This window comes from Pantoea sp. OVA07A (assembly GCF_019969975.1).
GTDB classification, from domain to species: Bacteria; Pseudomonadota; Gammaproteobacteria; order Enterobacterales; family Enterobacteriaceae; genus Pantoea; species Pantoea agglomerans.
Window position 1 is genome coordinate 198,780 of the sequence record NZ_JAHXYM010000004.1, and the last position, 18,486, is coordinate 217,265.

The following is an 18,486-nucleotide window of genomic DNA, read 5'->3' on the forward strand; positions in this document are numbered from 1 at the left end:
ACTCAGGCTCTCTTAGTAGTGCCCTGCATCAGCGCAGGGCGACGGCTATCAAAAATCGACGTTAACACCTAACTGGAAAGTACGGCCCGGCATCACGGCCAGTGCCTGATCGTTGCGCTCCTGCTGAGTGGCGCTGGTCAGTTCACGGCTGCTGAGGTAATCCCGGTATTTGCGATCGGTTATGTTGTAAAGCCCGCCACTCAGCCTGACGTTGTGCGCTACACGCCAGTAAGCGGTCATATCCACCATGCCATAACCCGGCACCCGCATGTAATCGGTGCTGGAGTCGGCCAGGCTGCTGCCGTTGTTAGCGAAGCTTTCGCGGTTAGTCGCGCTGGCTTGCTTACCTTTGACAAAGGTAGCGGTAACGGCGGCACCGTAGCCGCGCGCCTCATCATCCCAGGCGAGTCCGACGATCGCTTTCATCGGGGCAACACTCTCAAGGTCGATGTAGCGGTCACCAAGGTAGCTCGACTTTGCCGCGCCCTGCGTGTAACCAAATGCCAGATTGGCGCTCAGACCTTCGACCTCGCTGAACCAGCTGCCGAAGTTCACTTTACTGCTGATTTCAGCTCCGTAGATGTAGGCTTTATCGCGGTTCTCCGCCTGATAGGTGGTGTAAATGTTGGCAGGCACATTGACGAACTGACCCGGATTAGCCGCCCGGCTGTAGCGGGTAAAGGCAATAAAGTTTTTATAGTCGTTATAAAAAGCGGCAGCGTTAAGCGTGACGCCTTTTGCCACCTCTCCTTTTACACCCCACTCGTAGTTGTTGCTGGTTTCGTTTTTCAGATCTGCATTACCAATCAGCGCATACTGCGCGGTGCCGGCATAGCTGGAGCCAAGGTTCCATGAACCATAAAGCTGCGTATCGTTGGGGAACTGCGCGCCACGGGTATATTGCAGATAAGTCATCAGCTTCGGTGTCAGATCGTACTGGAAGGCGATCGACGGCAATACCTGCGTGTCGCTGTTTGGCGATCCATAGAGCGCTGAAACTTCGCTGGCGTCGAGCACGCTACTGTTCGTGGTCAGCGTCGCCACATCACGCGGTCGGGTGTTCTGATAGGCCACGCGCGCGCCCGGCACGATGGCCGCCCGATGTCCGTCAGCATCGAAGCTGATGGTATCCTGCAGATAACCACCCACGGTGTAGCTGCGACTGTTAGCCTGCGGCTGCATGATCGCAGTAAAAGTACTGGCTGGCGGTGACTGACGGAAAGGTCGCTCAGTATCCACCAGGCGCGCATTCAGCCCGGCACTCAGTTCATGTCGCCCGACGCTTTTAAGCGCGCGGGTGTCAAAACCGTAGCTGTCGCTGTTGTAGTCGGAATAGACGGTTTGCCTGGCGGTGGCACTCGACGGCATGCGGGTGTTGTCATGCGCCTGGGTCTGCTGCCAGTAAACGCGGGTCGTCAGGCTGTCGATCAGGTCATTGTAAGGGGTGTACTCATCCGCCAGGCTGATGCCCCAGCGGCGGGTATCACTCTGCTGCTGTGCCGTCCCCCAGACTGTATTGCCTGAAGTGCTCCAGCTGTCGTAATGGCTGTGGTGGGTTTTGTGATAGTAATCGACCGTAGCGCTGAGCTTGTGAGCATCATTGGGCTGCCAGATGCCGGAGGTCATAAAGGCGTCGGAGTGCCAGTTAGCGGGATACGCATCCAGCGTGCCGCTGTTATTACGGGTCTGCTGACCGTCGCGGCGGCTGTAAACAAAGATGCCACGCAGTTCATCGTCACCGGCAGCGGCGGTGATGCCGTTATGCCAGCTGCGACTGGATGAGTCATAGTCGCTCTGATAACTGAACGCGGTCGCTTTTCCGGGATGCAGGTAATCGTCGGGAGACTTATTACGGAACGAGACGTTGCCGCCAATCGAGGTGTTCGGCTGTTCCACTGCTGTGGCGCCCTTCTCAATCTCAATACGGCCAAACATATAAGGATCGATGTAATCGCGGCCAATGCCAAAGCTGTCGAGACCTGCGCGTCCTGCATAGCTGCGGCCAGTGGCCTGCGGCAACGGAATGCCGTCCACATCCAGACCGACGCGGTTGCTTTCGAGGCCACGAATGTTGTAGCCGGTATAACCGGCCCGATCAAAACCGCTCTTACCGGCTGATGAACCGCCACGGGTACCGGTAGCACTGATCAGCGGTTCATAGCGCATGATCGATCCAAAGTCAGTGGCACCACGCTGTTGCAGATCGCCGGCAGAGAGCGAGGTTTTACTGCCTGCCGTTTTTTTGATTTCCGGTGCCGTCACCGTCATTACCGGTTCGGCACTGCTGCCATAGCGGTCAGAAAGGGCTAGCGTGGCAGATTCACTGCCCGCAGCATAAGTGCAGGTGGTATTGATGAAGGTGGCGAGCAACGCCAGTTGAGTCAGACGCGGTTGCGTCAATCTCCGAAAACGTGGTGACATAGGCGCGAATTACCTGATTAATTGTTAGTATTCGCTCACTTGCTTGCTGGCAACAGTAAAACGGCTCCGCATAAAAGCCGTGAAAAGTCAGAACATCATGCTGGTGTAGTAATTATCGCCCGGAATTTAATGCAACTGATAATCATTATCAATCTTATTTACATTTAGATATAAACCACAGCGCACAAATTGTTAACCCGAATGCATTGGCATTTATCAACACGTAAAGGAATAGAGTTATGGCGCAAAAACCTGTGGTTGTTATTCACTACTGTATGCAATGCAACTGGCTGATGCGGTCAGCGTGGATGGCACAGGAACTTCTGCATACGTTCGCTGAGGATCTGGCGGAGGTAACGCTGAAACCGGGCACCGGCGGTATCTTTGAGATTACGCTGGATGAGCATCTGCTGTGGGAACGTAAGCGGGATGGTGGCTTCCCGGATGCGACCACGCTGAAACAGCGTGTGCGGGACATCTGCTTCCCGGATCGTACGCTGGGTCACATCGACAAACACAAAACTGAAGTCAGCTAATTCCGCGATTAGCTGTGGGTGATTTTTTCTGCCGCGTCGTGCAGCGCCTTAATCAGCGTCTGCAGCGCGGCTTCTGAGATATCTTCCTGCGCAAGCCGCTGGTTCAGCGCGACCTTCAGCCCATGAATCGCCTGCTCAACAGCAGGAATGCTGCGGTTATTGACCAGAATCGCCAGCGTAGAGAGCCGTGTAATCAGGCTGGCGACCGTTTCACGGTTCTCTGCCAGATGCGCCTCTCCCGCTGCCGTCAGGCGGTAGGCTTTACGCGTTGCCTGCGCATCCACCACCTGAATCGCCTCCATCTCTTCCAGCAGCGTCAGGTTGGGGTAAATGATCCCCGGACTGGGCGAATACTCTCCCTTTGACAGCTCCTCGACAGACTTGATCAGCTCATAGCCGTGCGCGGCATTCTGCGCCAGGAAATGGAGCATCAGCAGGCGAATCTCGCTCGCTTCCAGCATCTTTTCACGTCGCTTGCGCCGTCCGCTGCAACTGCCTGCGCGCGCAGTCTGATCGTCAGATGAAGTGGAAGTCGGATGCTGTTTCATGGCCTGCCCTGCTGCGAAAAAGTGGGATTGATGGTAGTGCGCCGCCTGGCAAAACTCAATTGCCTTAGCGGCTTACTTCTGGTGCCAGTAGGCCACCGCCCGCACGAAGTCACTGTTGAGGCCGCGCTGCACCGTGAAGTAGTCACACAGCGCTTTAACAAACTCACCTTCGCCGGTCAGCCAGATAAAGTAATCTTCCGTCGGGATAGAGATCTGATCCAGCCGGGCAATCAGCTGGCTGAGCTGCGCTTTCTGCATCTGGCCGCTGCCAAGCCAGTTTGTCGTCACATCAGCCGTATCAGATAAATAGTCGCGGCCCGTCGCTTCATCGGTAAAGGCATAGAGATGCAGCGCCTGCGCCCGGGCGTCACGCTGACGGCGCGCAAAAGCCGGCAGCCCGGTTTCATCACAGACGTAGAGCTGGAATGCGTAATCGGTCGGCACCACCAGCGAACCGCGTGGCCCACCGACAATCAACCGATCGCCAGGCTGTGCCTGAGTTGCCCAGTCACTGGCTACGCCCTGTTGATGAATATAAAAATCGAGGGTCAGTGAAGATTCACCATCGAATTCCAGCGGTGTGTAATCGCGCGCCTGCGGACGCAGCCCTTCGGGCCAGACAATCCCCGCATCGGTGATTTGTGGCAGAGCCAGTGTGGCCCCTTCAGCGGAAGGGAAGAAAACCTTAATGTGGTCATCAAAGCCTGGCGACGTGAAGCCCGCCAGATCGCTGCCGCTGAACCGGATGCGCCAGAATTTACCGGCAATGTTAGTTTTACTCGCGACCTGGATATGGCGAAAACGCAATTCATTACGGACGCGCTGTGGTACACGCTGATCGGCTGATACAGGCAAAATTTCTCTCCTGAAACGGGATGGATGCCCGTGACTCAAGGCATGCTGATAATCATGGAATAACAATCATTCTCATCTGAAGCACCAAGATTAGCTATGATATATCTTCACTACAAGAACGAAAAATGCGATCCAGCGACTTAAGATATATTTTATGCCTGTACGGGTGTGCACGGTGCAGGCAAAGAGCGGCCCTGATAATAGCGTTCAGAGAGAGGTAAGCAGCAGGTGCGGCGTGTTTACGGGGGCAGGCAGAGAAGGCGGAAACTGTCCGGCTCCTGACGAGCCGGGCATGATGTTGCGCCGCACATTCTGGCAGCGCGTGACCACTTACAGTGTGTCGTTGAATCCGGACAGGGAAGGATTGCTGCTGGTGTGTTCCGGCAGCTCACCATCACCCAGAATTTCATGCTGGGTGGCCTGAGAGTGCGGATGCAGTCCGGCAGGAGGTGAAAAAGGTTCAGCCTGTTGTGCCATCGCCATGACAGGCAATGCCAGGATCAGTGAAATCATTAAGCGTCGCATAGTTGTCTTCGTTTGTTTTTTTGACCAGAAAAGGCCTGAAATGCAGGTAAATATTCCAGCCCTGGCACAGATGCACGATGATTCAGGCATGGCAGGGTTTCGGGAGAGGATTTTACGCCAGAACGGCGAGTTATTTTATAAAATCGTGCGGTTTGTCACGGTTTACCGCACGAATTATGCATTAACAGGGTCGGTAGCCACACACCCTGCCCTGCTGGCTACGCCTGCATCACCGGAATAGAAAAAACGCCGCTCAGCCAGTCGGGCTTACAGTGCGCAAAATCGAGACGCAACAGATCTTTACCGGGACGACGTGACACACCCAGTGCTGGCAGATGCTGATAGTAGATATCCTCGATAAAGCGTGTCAGCTGCTCCGGGCTGCCGCTCCAGCGGATCGACGCATAGAGTCCACGAACCTCGCTCCAGCTGGCGGTGTTGTCACCCAGCAGCCCGGCATGTTGCGGCTCCAGCGCCTGAAACAGGCTGATATTTTGCTGATCAGCAGAGCTATGGCCGGGGCCATACTGAAAGCCTAACCAGCCCTGCGACACGCGGCCGCCCGCCAGCGCCACCAGTTGCCGCGCCTGTTCAGCCACCCGGTGATCGCGATCGGCAATGTAATCGCCAAACTTACACTCCCACTCCAGCGTTTCTCCGCACAGATGCAGCTCTTCCTCACGCTCCACCAGCGTTGCACGCTCTGCCAGCGATCGCACCAGAATGCGGCCATGGAAGTTTTTAACCGGCAAATGGGGAATACGGCGAAACGCGCCAGGCGTCAGCGAAAAGTGACCTTTGAATACCCGGGTAAAATTTTGCTGGTTATCAAAACCAAAACGTACGGCGATATCGATCAGCGTCATGCGGGTCAGACGCAGCGCCATAGCGGCCATCGTCAGACGCCGTTTACGGGTGTAAGCCGCCAGGGTCTGTCCGGTCATCTCCTTAAACATGCGCTGCATGTGCCATTTGGAATAACCTGACTTGAGGGTAATCTGATCGATATTAAGATCGTCGGTGAGATTGGCTTCAATCCACTCGACCAGATCGTTGATGTGCTGTTTTTTAATGGCCTGACTGAGCATGATGGCGATTTACGACGCGGGTTAGGACTGGGATTTCAGTTACAAAAGGATAACAAAAATCGCAAATCGGTGTAAGGAAAGGGTAAGCATTGCGCGCCCGTTCAGGGCGTTTCCGCATTAATTGCTTAGGTTACTAACTAAAAAAGGCTGACTGTCGTCAGCCTTCTGATTATTGATAAAAACTGCGCCGGATAGCTGTAAGACGGAGCCTGCGACAACTAATGACTGCGCATTCCGGCCGCTGTCATCATCATGCGGAACAGCGAGGCGACAACGCCTAGCGCAAGTACGCTGGCGGCATAGATAAACACCAGCCACATCACACGCTTCCACCATGGCGCTTTCGTTTCTTCATTGTGATTGTGGTCTTTCATGCTGCTGAGGCTTTTCATATCAATGATATCCTGCGTCTGCTTTGATTTTTCCACGGAACACGTAGTAGCTCCAGAAGGTGTAGCCCAGGATCATCGGGATAATCAGCAGGCTACCCACCAGCATAAAGGCCTGGCTCTGCGGCGGTGAGGCGGCAGCCCAGATGGTCACTGATGGCGGAATAATGTTTGGCCAGATACTGATGCCCAGCCCGGAGAAGCCCAGGAAGATCAGCGCCAGCGTCAGCAGGAACGGTGAATAGTGCGCCTCGCGTTTAATGGCGCGCACAATGCCCCACGAACAGAGCAGCACCAATACCGGAACCGGCAGGAACAGGAACAGGTTGGGTTTGCTGAACCAGCGATGCGCGATATCCGCATGCGCAAACGGTGTCCACAGGCTGATGATGCCGATAATCACTAACAGCGCAATCACCAGCGGCGTAGCCAGCGCAGACATTTTACGGTGCAGCTCGTTCTCGGTCTTCATGATAAGCCAGGTGCAGCCCAGCAACGCGTAGGCAACAACCAGACCCACGCCGCAGAACAGCGGGAACGGTGCCAGCCAGTCCATTGCGGAACCGGCAAAACGACGTCCCTCAACAGGAATACCATCCAGCAACGCACCCACGGCCACACCCTGACTGAAGGTGGCGATGACTGAACCGGCAATAAACGACTTGTCCCAGAACGCCCGATGGCCTTCTACCGCCTTGAAGCGGAACTCAAAGGCGACTCCACGGAAAATCAGGCCAATCAGCATAGCGGTCAGCGGAATCGACAGCGCATCGGCAATTACCGCATAGGCCAGCGGGAACGCGCCGAACAGGCCAGCGCCACCCAGAACCAGCCAGGTTTCATTTCCGTCCCAGACCGGCGCGACGGTGTTAACCATCATGTCGCGCTCGCCAGCATCTTTATTGAACGGGAACAGCAGACCAATACCCAGGTCGAAGCCATCCATCACGATATACATCAGGGTTGCGAAAACGATAATCGCAAACCAGATAACGGAATAATCGATCATCTTAGTGGTCTCCATCCTTAAAGGTGGCAGCGGAAAGCGGACGCGCCGGGGTTTTCTTCTGACCAGGACCACCCTCTTCGGTGATATGGCCTTCGCCGGTAACCGGTCCCTGCTTAATCAGACGCATCATGTAGTGATACCCCACGCCGAACACCGAGCTGTAGACCAGAATAAAGGCCAGCAGGCTGATGCTCATGTGCATATCCCCATGTGCCGAGACCGCATCAATCGTGCGCTGCACGCCATAGACCACCCACGGCTGACGACCGATTTCAGTGGTAAACCAGCCTGCCAGAATCGCAATCAGACCCGACGGTCCCATCAATAGCGCAAACCACAGGAAAGGACGCGACTCATAGAGACGCCCTTTAAAACGCAGCCACAGGCTGACTACGCCCAGCGTAATCATCAGCAGGCCCAGCGCCACCATCACGCGGAAGGACCAGAAGATGACCGTTGAATTAGGCCGGTCCTCTTTCGGGAAGGACTTCAGCGCCGGGACCTGCTTGTCCAGGCTATGCGTCAGAATCAGGCTGCCAAGATAAGGCACCTCCAGCGCATATTTGGTACGTTCCTGCTCCATGTCGGGGATGCCGAACAGGATCAGCGGTGTGGCTTCCCCCGGTGGGTTTTCCCAGTGCCCTTCAATCGCCGCGATTTTGGCAGGCTGGTGTTCCAGCGTATTCAGACCATGAGCATCACCAATCATCGCCTGAATCGGCGCGACAATCAGCGCCATCCACAACGCCATTGAGAACATCTTGCGGATAGCGGGATTGTTATTCCCCTTCAGCAGATGCCAGGCCGCCGACGATCCCACAAAGAAAGCACTCGCCAGGAACGCCGCTACAGACATATGGAACAGGCGATAAGGGAATGAGGGGTTAAAGACGATTTTGAACCAGTCCTGCGGAACCACGATGCCATTCTGAATGATGTAGCCCTGAGGCGTATGCATCCAGCTGTTAGAGGCCAGGATCCAGAAGGTGGAAATCAGCGTACCGAGGGCGACCATGCAGGTGGCAAAGAAGTGCAGCCCGGGACCCACGCGATTCCAGCCAAACAGCATCACGCCCAGGAAGCCCGCTTCCAGGAAGAACGCCGTCAGTACTTCATAGGTCAGCAGCGGACCGGTGATACTGCCAGCAAACTCCGAGAAGCCGCTCCAGTTCGTCCCGAACTGATAAGCCATGACCAGTCCTGATACCACACCCATGCCGAAGTTAACGGCAAAGATTTTCGACCAGAAATGGTAGAGATCGCGATAGGTATGATCGCGGGTTTTGAGCCACATACCTTCGAGCACGGCCAGAAAACTGGCGAGACCGATGGTGATGGCGGGAAAGATAATATGGAAGGAAACAGTAAATGCGAACTGAATCCTGGCCAGATGAAAGGCATCTAATCCGAACATTGCTTACCTCTTTGCCACATAGAACACCATGTATTTACTTATAATTAACAACTTAAGCCTGATGCGCCTGGTTCTCTGCGCTTATTGAAATTCCCGCCGCAAATTTAAAACTATTCGCGGCGAGGAAATAGAAACAGTGGGGTTAATGAAAACTATAACAGTCTTTATTGATTCTGATCATTGTTTTTGACGGGAATTATTTATTTAAAAATAAGGCCTAAAGGTTAATCAGAGCGTGTTTATGTGTCGTTAATGTTACGGTAATTTGTACTTTAAAAATCGATAGCGCTAAAGCGAACCTTGCCTGAAAAATGCCTTCAACAGGCTGTTTTCAGGCACTATTTTGTTATAAACCCTGATTGAGTAAAGGTCAAATTTTAGAGCTTCCAAATTAAATACCCTTATTTTTTAACAGGTTAAAAGAGTAAATAGTTACCTCTGCCGCTTTGTTTGCTTTTTTGCTTTTGCCTGGCTAATGCAGCTATAACTTCTGACAGAAAAAACGCAGAACGGCGCTTTTAAGCGCCATCAGAGATGTTAATAAAATGAGTCAAAAAGAAGGTATGAATTAACAGCGCGCTGCGGGTAGTCGATTATTCCGGGCCAGAGATTCATAAAACGATTTAATAACCAGCAACCGTGCGAAAAGATCGACTGGATTATTTTCGCTGCCGTTACGTTATCGCGCTTTCAGGAAGTGAGATGACAGACAAATGGGGTCAGAAATTTTGCAGCGAGTATACCCATGCCGTCACGTTATGACGGCTGATACAGGGTGATTTTACTCTGCCGCAGATTTTTCGCGCTGTGCCAGAATCCGGCTCAGGTTCAGCTCCAGCCAGTCAGCCAGCCCCACAACCTGTTCACCGACTTCGCGTCCAAGCGGGGTTAAGCGATATTCCACGTGCGGTGGCACCACATCGTAGGCGATACGCTGCACGAAGCCATCTTCTTCCAGGTAGCGCAGATTCTGCGCCAGCATCCGCTCGCTGACGCCACCGACCGTCCGGCGCAACGCGCTGAAGCGCAGCGTCTGGTCCTGCAGGGCCAGCAGAATTAATACGCTCCAGCGGCTGGTTACGCGTTTCAGCACGTCACGTGACGGGCAGTTGACGTTGAGCAATTCGCCGCGGATAAATTTTTCACTCATTTTTTCAGACATTTAACTTATCCACCTCAAACTAACAATTCTGTAAGTACTTACTAAAAATTAGTTTATACACTAGTCTGAATTTCACCAACAGCCACAGGAGTATTAACATGATTGCAGTTACAGGTGCCACCGGCCAGCTGGGCCGTTTCGTGATTGATGCATTACTGAAAAAAGTCCCGGCGGGAGAAATTGTTGCCGCCGTCCGTACGCCTGCCAAAGCGGCCGATCTCGCAGCGCTGGGCGTCATTGTCCGCCAGGCCGATTATGGTCAGCCAGAGACGCTGGAGGCCGCTTTTGCAGGCGTGGATAAGCTGCTACTGATCTCCGGTAGTGAAGTGGGCCAGCGTGAAGCGCAGCATAAAGCCGTCATTGAGGCTGCTCGGGCGGCGGGCGTGGGCTTTATCGCTTACACCAGCCTGCTGCATGCGGATACCTCGCCGCTGGGCCTTGGCGTTGAACACCGTGCAACAGAAGCGCTGCTGAAAGCCTCTGGCATCCCGTTCGCCCTGCTGCGTAACGGCTGGTACAGCGAGAACTACGCAGCGAGCATCCCACCGGCGCTGGCGCATCATGCGTTTATTGGCGCAGCAGGCGAAGGTCGTATCGCCTCGGCAGCGCGTCAGGATTACGCTGAAGCGGCGGCAGAAGTGATGACCCGTGAGGATCAGGCGGGCAAAGTGTATGAACTGGCAGGTGATGACAGCTACACGCTGGCGCAGTTTGCTGCGGAGATTGCCGCGCAGAGCGGTGAGAAGGTCGATTACGTCAATCTCTCTCAGAGTGAGTTTGCGGCGGCGCTGAAAAACGCAGGCCTGCCAGAAGGTCTGGCGGAAATGCTGGCGGATTCCGATGCCGGTGCAGAGAAAGGCGGTTTGTTCGATGACTCCCGTCAGCTAAGTCAGCTCATCGGTCGCCCCACCACCACCTGGCAGGCAGTCATTCGCGCGGCGCTGGCGAACCGTTAATTCTGACGTTCATGAGCGGGCAAGCTGGTCCGCTCACCTCACTCTCCTGCCCGAATTCCCGTTGGGTATGCCACTTTCTGCACTCTTTGCGGCTGCGGTTTCTTTTACAAAATGTGAATAAACGCCAGTTTTCTTCAGGTTAAATTTTTTTATTCAGGTCGCTAAGAGATTCATCTGAAATGCGTTTTTTGTGAACAGCGCTATATTTGGTTGAATTGTCTGGAATTTATCCAAAAACCTCGATTAATCGACAATATTTATTACGTTCATAGATATTCTGCATTGTTGTTCCGGGGGAGGAGAGGTCTATAATTTGTCCTTTGTGCAACCACGACCGCTCAGGAGGCCGTTATTAATACCCATCGCCAGCAACAAAATGCACTTGAAGAGGTTCGTGCCGGGGCGGAAGTTGAGTATCAATACGATCCCCATGAACTGAAGCTGGATCGCATGCAGGATTCTGAACCGGAGCCGGAGCTGATTGAAGGCTTGCCAGCGCCGGATGCGCTGACCCCTGCCGATCGTTATCTGGAACTGTTTGAACATGTTCAGATGTCGCGGATTTTCGAGGACAGCAAAACCTTCCCCGACTGTTCGCCCAAGTACGATCCGCTGGATGTGCTGATGCGCTATCGTCGACAGAAACGCAGCAGTGATTTCGACCTGTCGCGTTTTGTCGCCGATCACTTTTATCTGCCTGGCGTAAACGAAAGCTTTTATGTCTCCAACCCGGATAAAACGCTCAAAGAGCATATCGACGACCTGTGGCCGGTTCTGACCAAAATGCCGCAGCAGCATATGCCGCACTCATCGCTGCTGCCATTACCCAAACCCTATGTGGTGCCGGGCGGACGTTTTGGCGAAACCTACTATTGGGACTCTTACTTCACCATGCTAGGCCTGGCAGAATCCGGCCGCGACGATCTGCTGCGTCACATGGCGGATAACTTTGCCTGGCTGATCGATAACTACGGTCATGTGCCAAACGGCAACCGTACCTATTATCTCAGCCGCTCGCAGCCGCCGGTGTTTGCCCTGATGGTTGAGCTGTTCGAAGAAGATGGCGTGCGCGGTGCTAAGCGCTATCAGGAACAGCTGATGAAGGAGTATCAGTTCTGGATGGACGGTGCCGGTTCACTGATGCCGAACCAGGCTTATCGTCACGTAGTGCGGATGCCAAACGGCTCACTGCTGAACCGCTACTGGGATGACCGCGATACGCCGCGCGATGAGTCGTGGATCGAAGATGTGGAAACCGCCCGCGAATCGAAACGTCCGGCCAGCGAAGTGTATCGTGACCTGCGTGCCGGAGCGGAATCGGGCTGGGATTACTCCTCGCGCTGGCTGCGTAACCCGAAACGGCTGTCGAGCATCCGTACCACGCAGTTTATTCCTATCGATCTGAACTCGTTCCTGTACAAGCTGGAGCTGATGATCGCCACCCTGTCGCACGCGAAAGGGGAAGAGCTGACCGCACTGGCCTGGCAGAAAAAAGCCGAAGCGCGCAAGCGTGCGATTACCCGTTATCTCTGGGACAGCACCGCCGGTGTATTCCGTGACTACGACTGGCGTCGGGAGCGTTTCGGTGCCTTTACCGTCGCCTCCGTGGTTCCGCTGTTTGTCGGTCTTGCAACGCCGCATCAGGCGCACCTGCAATCGATCTCGCTACGGCATTTGCTACTGAGCAACGGCGGCCTGCTGACCTCAATGGTGGAAAGCGGTGAGCAGTGGGATCGACCCAACGGCTGGGCACCGATGCAGTGGATGGCGGTTGTTGGCCTGAATAATTACGGTGAAGAGACGCTGGCGACTGAAGTGGCAGTGAACTGGCTCAACACGGTCAACAACTTCTATCAGTTGCACCATAAGCTGGTAGAGAAGTATGACATCAGCGGCGAGCGCGCCCGCCCAGGCGGTGGTGGTGAGTATCCATTACAGGATGGATTCGGCTGGACTAACGGCGTTACACGTAAGCTGATGACGATGTATGGGCATTTAATGGCTGACTGAGTATCGCAGCCGGTAAACCTTTAAAACGCAAAAAGCCGGGTTATCCCGGCTTTTTCATGTTTCATGCAGGCTATTCAGCGCTACTTCTTCGCTTCAGTACCTGGTTGTGACGCACGTTGCAGGAACTGCTGTGTCACTTCAGGCAGGTGCTGCAGCAGCCACTCCGCCATCGCCACTTCCTGATCGCGGATCTCATTCAGTATGCGTACGCCCTGCGCATCACCGACCTGCTCAGCCGCGGCGATCAGGCTGGTGTAGCTGGCGATCTCGGCATTCTCGAATACATAGCCACTGATAGCGCCCTTCACCACTTCATCTGAGTTAAACATGCCGCCCACGGCCTGGCCGGTGGCTGCCATTTTGCCCATCGCATCTTTCATTACAGAGTGATCGATACCGTGGCTGTCGAGCAGCTGTTCCAGCAGAGTCAGCTGATGTTTAGTTTCATCAAGATGTTGCGCCAGACGCTGTTCCAGCGCCGGATAGTGTTCAAGACGACCTGACATCTTGCTCAGCATGCTTTCTGCTTGTTTTTCCATCGCATGCGCATCGCGCAGCCAGTCGTGATAATGTTCAATCGCAGTCATGTGTTGCTCCTCAAGAGACGGTAATAGACTCAGCTACCGAGGTGAGCTTCTCATCCGTTTGCTTCTCTTCATTCAGGGTTTCTTCCAGCAGCTGTGCGGCTTTGGTGTAACCCAGCTTCAGCGCCAGCGCATGCAGGGTACCGTAGGTGGCAATCTCATAGTGCTCAACTTTCTGCGCCGCACCGATCAGTCCATGATCGCGAATCTCGCCCTTCTCGACCGAGTCGATAATTTCCTGCGCTTCTTCAACCAGACCTTCCAGCGCATGGCATTTCATTCGTTTGATTTTGACTTCAGGTGTTACTTCCACCAGTTCGTCGAGTCGTTCAATCTGAGCACGGGTCTCTTCCAGATGCTGATTAAACGCAGCGATAAGATTTTCGTCACTGGCTGCACGCGCCATTTTAGGCAATGCACGGGTTATCTGCTTCTCAGCGCTGTATACATCGGATAAGTCATGGATGAACAGATCGTTTAACGTTTTCACTGTCATAAGATAGCCTCATTGATTAAAAAGCTGCGTCTGTAATAACGCAGCGCCAGTCATATCGTTGACACCTGAAAAGTCTAGTGGAGATTCTTAATATCGCACGCAGCATCAGTATGAATTTAAGACAAAAGTGGCATATAAAATGCATTTTCCTTTTTACAGCAAAGATTTAGCTGAATAATGTTTTTATCGTTGCCGCTTCGTTAGCTGCGCTGGATTTTGTACAAAGTAATAAATCGTTGTATACATTTTTTAAGATTAACTGCATAAAAAAGTACCAGTCAAAAACTTACCTGTACAAAGTTGTATTTAACCGTATAGCTTTAATCGATCGGAAATAAAAAACCGGAAGGGTAAACCCTTCCGGTTCAATTAACAGCTCCCGCCATTGCCAATGATGGAGCAATGACATAATTCAAGGTGTAATTATCTTCACGAGGAACTAAACAGATTCAAAATGCCCGGCTAACAGAGTAACCCTGCCGTCACAGCAGTGTTAAAGACGTTCAGCTCCGGCGGCTAACCTTACCTCCCTTGCGCCCCGCTTCAATGGCACGTTCAGGATCGTTCTTGAAGTTACCGCCGCTTTTCTGGCCTCCTTTGCGTCCTGCTTCAGCAGCACGCTCTTTGTCGGCCGCAAAATTCCCGGCCCCACCGCGATATTGAGTCATATGCGTCCTCTTTGAATTTTAAAAATTGGAATTTGCACAGTTAACGCTTCATCAGGCCGATTCAGCAACATAAATGTAGACAGAAAATCGGACCGATCAAGTGAGATAAATAAAAAACCCGTCACAGTTCTGGCTTAATGATCGTACTACCCTCAACCGAAATGATAACGGATTCCAACCATCGCTCTTTTCAATTCATAAAAGAGCCGCGGCATGAAAAATCTTTATAACGAAAATCGCCGCGCCCTATTAATCGATCTTTTTCAAAAAAAGTCCAATTGAAAAAAATATAAGCGAAGCGGTAAATAGATAGATTAATCAACATCAGGTAGTGAAGATGATCAACAAACGATCAATTTCCCCAAGCGAAGCGCTAAATAGAAATTTAAAACCCTGCTTTTACGTCAAAAATAAGCGAAGCGTGACGCATTGATGGCACCAGTTAAAAATAGCCGGAATCGATCAATAAACGATCAATTCTGCTGATTTAATGAAAATTTTTATTAAAAAGAGAGGTCAGATTTAGCGATGAAATTTGAATCTAAGCGAAGCGGATGAATTTCTGCTTCCTGAGGGCAAAAAACGGGTTTTCGGAATAGTACTAAAAAGCATTTTCTGCGGGGATACGCATAAATTTTGCATGCCTGCGAAAAGGGGAACTCAACGTTATGAATGAGATGGCGCAAAGCCATGAGGGGGAGATTGTGCGTTAATGGCAGGCAAAACATATGCCCTGTTCATCAGAGTCAGAGGGAGTCGGGAAAAGTGGAATCAAAAGCGACACCGCGCTTGCCATTTTTCTTGATGCGGTACATCGCTTCATCAGCACGCTGCAGTGCAGTATCAAAGTCATCTTTGTCCTGCGCCTGAGACACACCGACAGACGCCCCAATGAGGGCATGCCCGTTTGCCATATCAAAAGGTGTCATTACCGCGTCAAGACAGGCGTGCGCCAGTGTCTTTACCCGCGGATGGTTCAGCGCCAAGGGTATTAACAATACAAACTCGTCGCCGCCCAGTCGGCCAATGATCACCTCTGCCGGAGAGAGTTCCGTAAACCGCTGACTTAACTGGATGAGGACTTCATCTCCGCTGCGGTGCCCCAGGGTGTCGTTGACGTGTTTGAAGTTATCCAGGTCAATAAAGACCACGCAGAGCGGTCCCTGAGCTTTCATTTCACAGAAATAATTCTGCAGAGCATGACGATTGTTGAGCAGCGTAAGGGGATCGTGCAGCGCCAGCAGGGCGAGCTGCTCCTCATATTGCTTCTCTTTGGTCATATCGATGTGAGTGCCGATCACTTTAACCGGCTCTCCGTGCGCATTCCATTCGCTGACCCGGCCCCGGTCCAGCACCCACGTAATGCTGCCATTTTTGGCGATCATGCGGTGCAGAGCCTCGTAATAAGGCGCTTTCCCGGCGATGTGGTCGTTGAATGCCTGTAGAACGTCGGCGGCATCATCGGGATGCAGGCTCTCTTTCCAGGATTCAAAGTTGGCGTCGGTCTCTTTCGGCTGGAAGCCCAGCATCGCCCCCCAGCGCCGGTTGAAGATCACCAGTTTGCCGCTGGGAATATCCAGCTGCCACAGGAACAGCCCGGTACCATCCAGCGCCGCATTGAGTTTTGTGCGGGCGTCATGCGCTATACGCTTCAGACGCGCATTGTGCTTTTTGAGGTTCTGTATCTGCAGACGCAGCGCTTCTTCTGACATAACCGTGTAAGAGGAGGAAAAAGGGGTATTGTGCCTGTCAGGCTGATTCTGTAAAGGGTGGCTTATAAAACACGATTAGCCGCGGTCAATTGCAGGCTGGACAGGATATCAGGCGGTACCAGTCTGGCAACGCAGCACAGAGGCGAAGCGGCAAATTGGTTTCGCCATGAAATCTGTTTGTGTTGCTACAGGGTTGAGAAGTGGAATGGGCGCGGGAGAGGCGAAATTCGGAATGTTCGGGAATGGCGGGAGTCTGTCGAACCTTCGATGACGGGTTCGCCCCATAAACGCAAAAACCCGCCAGAGGCGGGTTCTTTAAAGATGGTGCCCGAACCCGAAAATGCCGGGAGCATTTTTGCATCGCGTGCCAGCGCGGCCCGAAGGGCGAGCCACAGGGATGTGGCGAGTGAATCGAACCTTCGATAACGGGTTCGCCACATAAACAAAAACCCGCCAGAGGCGGGTTCTTTAAAGATGGTGCCCGAACCCGGAATCGAACCAGGGACACGGGGATTTTCAATCCCCTGCTCTACCGACTGAGCTATTCGGGCAACGGGGCGCATTAAACCAAAGCGGCCCGGCAGCGTCAAACGCTTTTCACCAAAATCAAATCGACTGACCGCTTTTCCATCAACCCAAAGAGTGGGTCTGACCTGCCGCCATAAACCTCTCTGTTGGCCGGATATATTTTAGTCAGAAAGCAGGCAGAGTCTGCATTGTGAGGCGAAATTGCCGATATAGCATGCGAGACCAACACTAATAATAAGGATCGCCATGTTTTCCACCATTACATCAGGTATCGCTTCCCGTCACAGCTGGCAAAAGCGTTCACACTCAGCGGCAACGCTGAGCTCTCTCAACGGTTCCATCGCCATGATTGAATTCTCTCCCGATGGCTCCATTCTCAGCGCGAATGCGCTGTTTCTGGCGCGCATGGGCTACACGCTGGCGGAGATCGAAGACCAGCACCACAGCCTGTTTTGTACCGCCGAGCAGCTTAAGTCGCGGGACTATCAGGATTTCTGGCTGCGACTGAACCGGGGCGAAAGCTTCAGCGATAAGTTCCTGCGCGTGGCGAAAAACGGCCGACCGGTATGGCTCGAAGCCAACTATGTGCCGGTGCAGAACCGCCATGGCCGGGTGATTAAAATCGTCAAACTGGCAACCGACATCACCGATCATATCAACGATGCGCAGGAGCAGCGCGCCATCACCACCGCCATAGAACGGTCGATGGCGGTGATCGCTTTTAACCTCAAAGGTGAAGTGCTGAAAGCCAATGACAACTTCCTGAAAACCATGGGTTATCGTCGTGAGGAGGTAGAAGGTGTTCACCACCGTCGCTTCTGCTCGCAGGCGCTGCGCGACAGCCGCGAATATAGCGAGTTCTGGCAGCAGCTGAACCGCGGCGAATTTGTCTCAGGTCAGTTTCCCCGGGTCAATAAACGGGGTGAGACTATCTGGCTGCGCGCCACCTACAACCCGGTTTTTGACGAACAGGGCAGGCTCTACAAAATCGTGAAATTCGCCACCGATGTGACCGCGCAGGTGGAAAAGAATCAGCAGGAACATGATGCGGCACAGCGGGCTTATCACACCGCGCTGCAAACGGATGAAAGCACAAAGCTGGGTGCCGATGTTATCGCCAGCAGCGTGCAGACCATGAACGCCCTGGCGGGTGAACTGCAGGGGATCTCCGGTGATATTACCGGCCTGAGTGAATCCTCAGAGCGTATCGGCGCGATTGTAGAAGGTATCCGCCGGATAGCCGATCAGACTAACCTGCTGGCGTTGAATGCCGCTATTGAAGCGGCACGGGCAGGAACCCATGGCCGCAGCTTTGCGGTAGTGGCTAATGAAGTCCGCACGCTGGCAGCAAACATCAATCGCGCCACCACCGACATCGAAAATCGGATACAGCAAAACCATCAGCTGGCGAGCCGGGCACTGAAAGGGATTGAATCCAACCTGAAGCGCGCCGATCAGGGCGTACAGCTGGCCCAGGAGGCGGGCGGCGTGATTGCGGAAATCCGTGAAGGCGCAACGGATGTAGTACGCGCCATCGGCCAGGTGACCAAAACGCTTAAAGTCTGACGCTCTGCGGGGGCAACCG

Annotated in this window: 17 protein-coding genes and 1 tRNA gene; 4 read left to right on the forward strand and 14 right to left on the reverse strand. The window is 53.3% G+C overall.

Annotated features, from left to right (window positions below; all coding sequences use genetic code 11):
* Positions 1 to 48 precede the first annotated feature (48 nt).
* Positions 49 to 2,421, reverse strand: coding sequence for a TonB-dependent receptor domain-containing protein (locus LC417_RS14685; protein WP_223566076.1), 2,373 nt, complete (start codon positions 2,419 to 2,421; stop codon positions 49 to 51).
* A 239-nt stretch (positions 2,422 to 2,660) separates the two neighbouring features.
* Between LC417_RS14685 and LC417_RS14690 the strand changes: the two genes are divergently transcribed.
* Entirely contained in the window at positions 2,661 to 2,957 is a 297-nt protein-coding gene (locus tag LC417_RS14690; protein ID WP_010248912.1) for a SelT/SelW/SelH family protein, read from the forward strand.
* Positions 2,958 to 2,965: 8 nt separating this feature from the next.
* Here the strand turns inward: LC417_RS14690 and LC417_RS14695 are convergent, their stop codons facing one another.
* From LC417_RS14695 to LC417_RS14730, 8 genes are all read right to left on the reverse strand, one after another.
* The gene (locus LC417_RS14695; RefSeq protein ID WP_033772563.1) at positions 2,966 to 3,505 is read right to left on the reverse strand and encodes a PadR family transcriptional regulator; all 540 of its coding nucleotides are present in this window, start codon (positions 3,503 to 3,505) and stop codon (positions 2,966 to 2,968) included.
* Positions 3,506 to 3,577: 72 nt separating this feature from the next.
* Entirely contained in the window at positions 3,578 to 4,360 is a 783-nt protein-coding gene (locus LC417_RS14700; RefSeq protein WP_031594222.1) for a siderophore-interacting protein, read from the reverse strand.
* A 330-nt stretch (positions 4,361 to 4,690) separates the two neighbouring features.
* Positions 4,691 to 4,885 carry a hypothetical protein gene (locus tag LC417_RS14705; RefSeq protein ID WP_010671084.1) on the reverse strand — a complete coding sequence of 65 codons (195 nt, stop codon included), beginning with the start codon at positions 4,883 to 4,885 and terminating at the stop codon, positions 4,691 to 4,693.
* Between the two features lie 218 nt (positions 4,886 to 5,103).
* The gene (locus tag LC417_RS14710; protein WP_010248922.1) at positions 5,104 to 5,973 is read right to left on the reverse strand and encodes a helix-turn-helix domain-containing protein; all 870 of its coding nucleotides are present in this window, start codon (positions 5,971 to 5,973) and stop codon (positions 5,104 to 5,106) included.
* Positions 5,974 to 6,191: 218 nt separating this feature from the next.
* Positions 6,192 to 6,365 carry a DUF2474 domain-containing protein gene (locus tag LC417_RS14715; protein ID WP_010671086.1) on the reverse strand — a complete coding sequence of 58 codons (174 nt, stop codon included), beginning with the start codon at positions 6,363 to 6,365 and terminating at the stop codon, positions 6,192 to 6,194.
* A gap of 1 nt (position 6,366) precedes the next feature.
* A complete protein-coding gene (cydB, locus tag LC417_RS14720; RefSeq protein ID WP_010248926.1) occupies positions 6,367 to 7,371 on the reverse strand; it encodes a cytochrome d ubiquinol oxidase subunit II in 1,005 nt (334 codons plus the stop codon).
* Between the two features lies 1 nt (position 7,372).
* Positions 7,373 to 8,785 (reverse strand): cytochrome ubiquinol oxidase subunit I, encoded by a 1,413-nt coding sequence (locus LC417_RS14725; protein ID WP_010671087.1) that lies wholly within the window; start codon positions 8,783 to 8,785, stop codon positions 7,373 to 7,375.
* 781 nt (positions 8,786 to 9,566) lie between these two features.
* The gene (locus LC417_RS14730) at positions 9,567 to 9,947 is read right to left on the reverse strand and encodes a helix-turn-helix domain-containing protein (protein ID WP_010248931.1); all 381 of its coding nucleotides are present in this window, start codon (positions 9,945 to 9,947) and stop codon (positions 9,567 to 9,569) included.
* Between the two features lie 98 nt (positions 9,948 to 10,045).
* Here LC417_RS14730 and LC417_RS14735 point away from each other — a divergent pair, with 98 nt between their 5' ends.
* A complete protein-coding gene (locus LC417_RS14735) occupies positions 10,046 to 10,903 on the forward strand; it encodes an SDR family oxidoreductase (RefSeq protein WP_010671088.1) in 858 nt (285 codons plus the stop codon).
* Between the two features lie 351 nt (positions 10,904 to 11,254).
* Positions 11,255 to 12,913, forward strand: a complete 1,659-nt coding sequence (treF, locus tag LC417_RS14740; protein WP_050442323.1) for an alpha,alpha-trehalase TreF — start codon at positions 11,255 to 11,257, stop codon at positions 12,911 to 12,913.
* Between the two features lie 80 nt (positions 12,914 to 12,993).
* Here treF and LC417_RS14745 read toward each other — a convergent pair whose 3' ends face one another.
* The 5 genes from LC417_RS14745 to LC417_RS14765 all read right to left on the reverse strand — a co-directional run bounded on the left by LC417_RS14745 (position 12,994) and on the right by LC417_RS14765 (position 16,924).
* The gene (locus LC417_RS14745; protein ID WP_033758779.1) at positions 12,994 to 13,500 is read right to left on the reverse strand and encodes a ferritin-like domain-containing protein; all 507 of its coding nucleotides are present in this window, start codon (positions 13,498 to 13,500) and stop codon (positions 12,994 to 12,996) included.
* Positions 13,501 to 13,510: 10 nt separating this feature from the next.
* Positions 13,511 to 13,993, reverse strand: coding sequence for a ferritin-like domain-containing protein (locus LC417_RS14750; RefSeq protein ID WP_111534623.1), 483 nt, complete (start codon positions 13,991 to 13,993; stop codon positions 13,511 to 13,513).
* 503 nt (positions 13,994 to 14,496) lie between these two features.
* Positions 14,497 to 14,661: a general stress protein gene (locus LC417_RS14755; protein ID WP_004571242.1), complete on the reverse strand. Its 165-nt coding sequence runs from the start codon at positions 14,659 to 14,661 to the stop codon at positions 14,497 to 14,499.
* Positions 14,662 to 15,407: 746 nt separating this feature from the next.
* A complete protein-coding gene (locus LC417_RS14760; protein ID WP_089414922.1) occupies positions 15,408 to 16,373 on the reverse strand; it encodes a sensor domain-containing diguanylate cyclase in 966 nt (321 codons plus the stop codon).
* 475 nt (positions 16,374 to 16,848) lie between these two features.
* Positions 16,849 to 16,924: transfer RNA gene (locus LC417_RS14765), tRNA-Phe, on the reverse strand.
* Positions 16,925 to 17,147: 223 nt separating this feature from the next.
* Here LC417_RS14765 and LC417_RS14770 point away from each other — a divergent pair.
* The gene (locus LC417_RS14770; protein WP_022623862.1) at positions 17,148 to 18,467 is read left to right on the forward strand and encodes a PAS domain-containing methyl-accepting chemotaxis protein; all 1,320 of its coding nucleotides are present in this window, start codon (positions 17,148 to 17,150) and stop codon (positions 18,465 to 18,467) included.
* Positions 18,468 to 18,486: the final 19 nt, after the last annotated feature.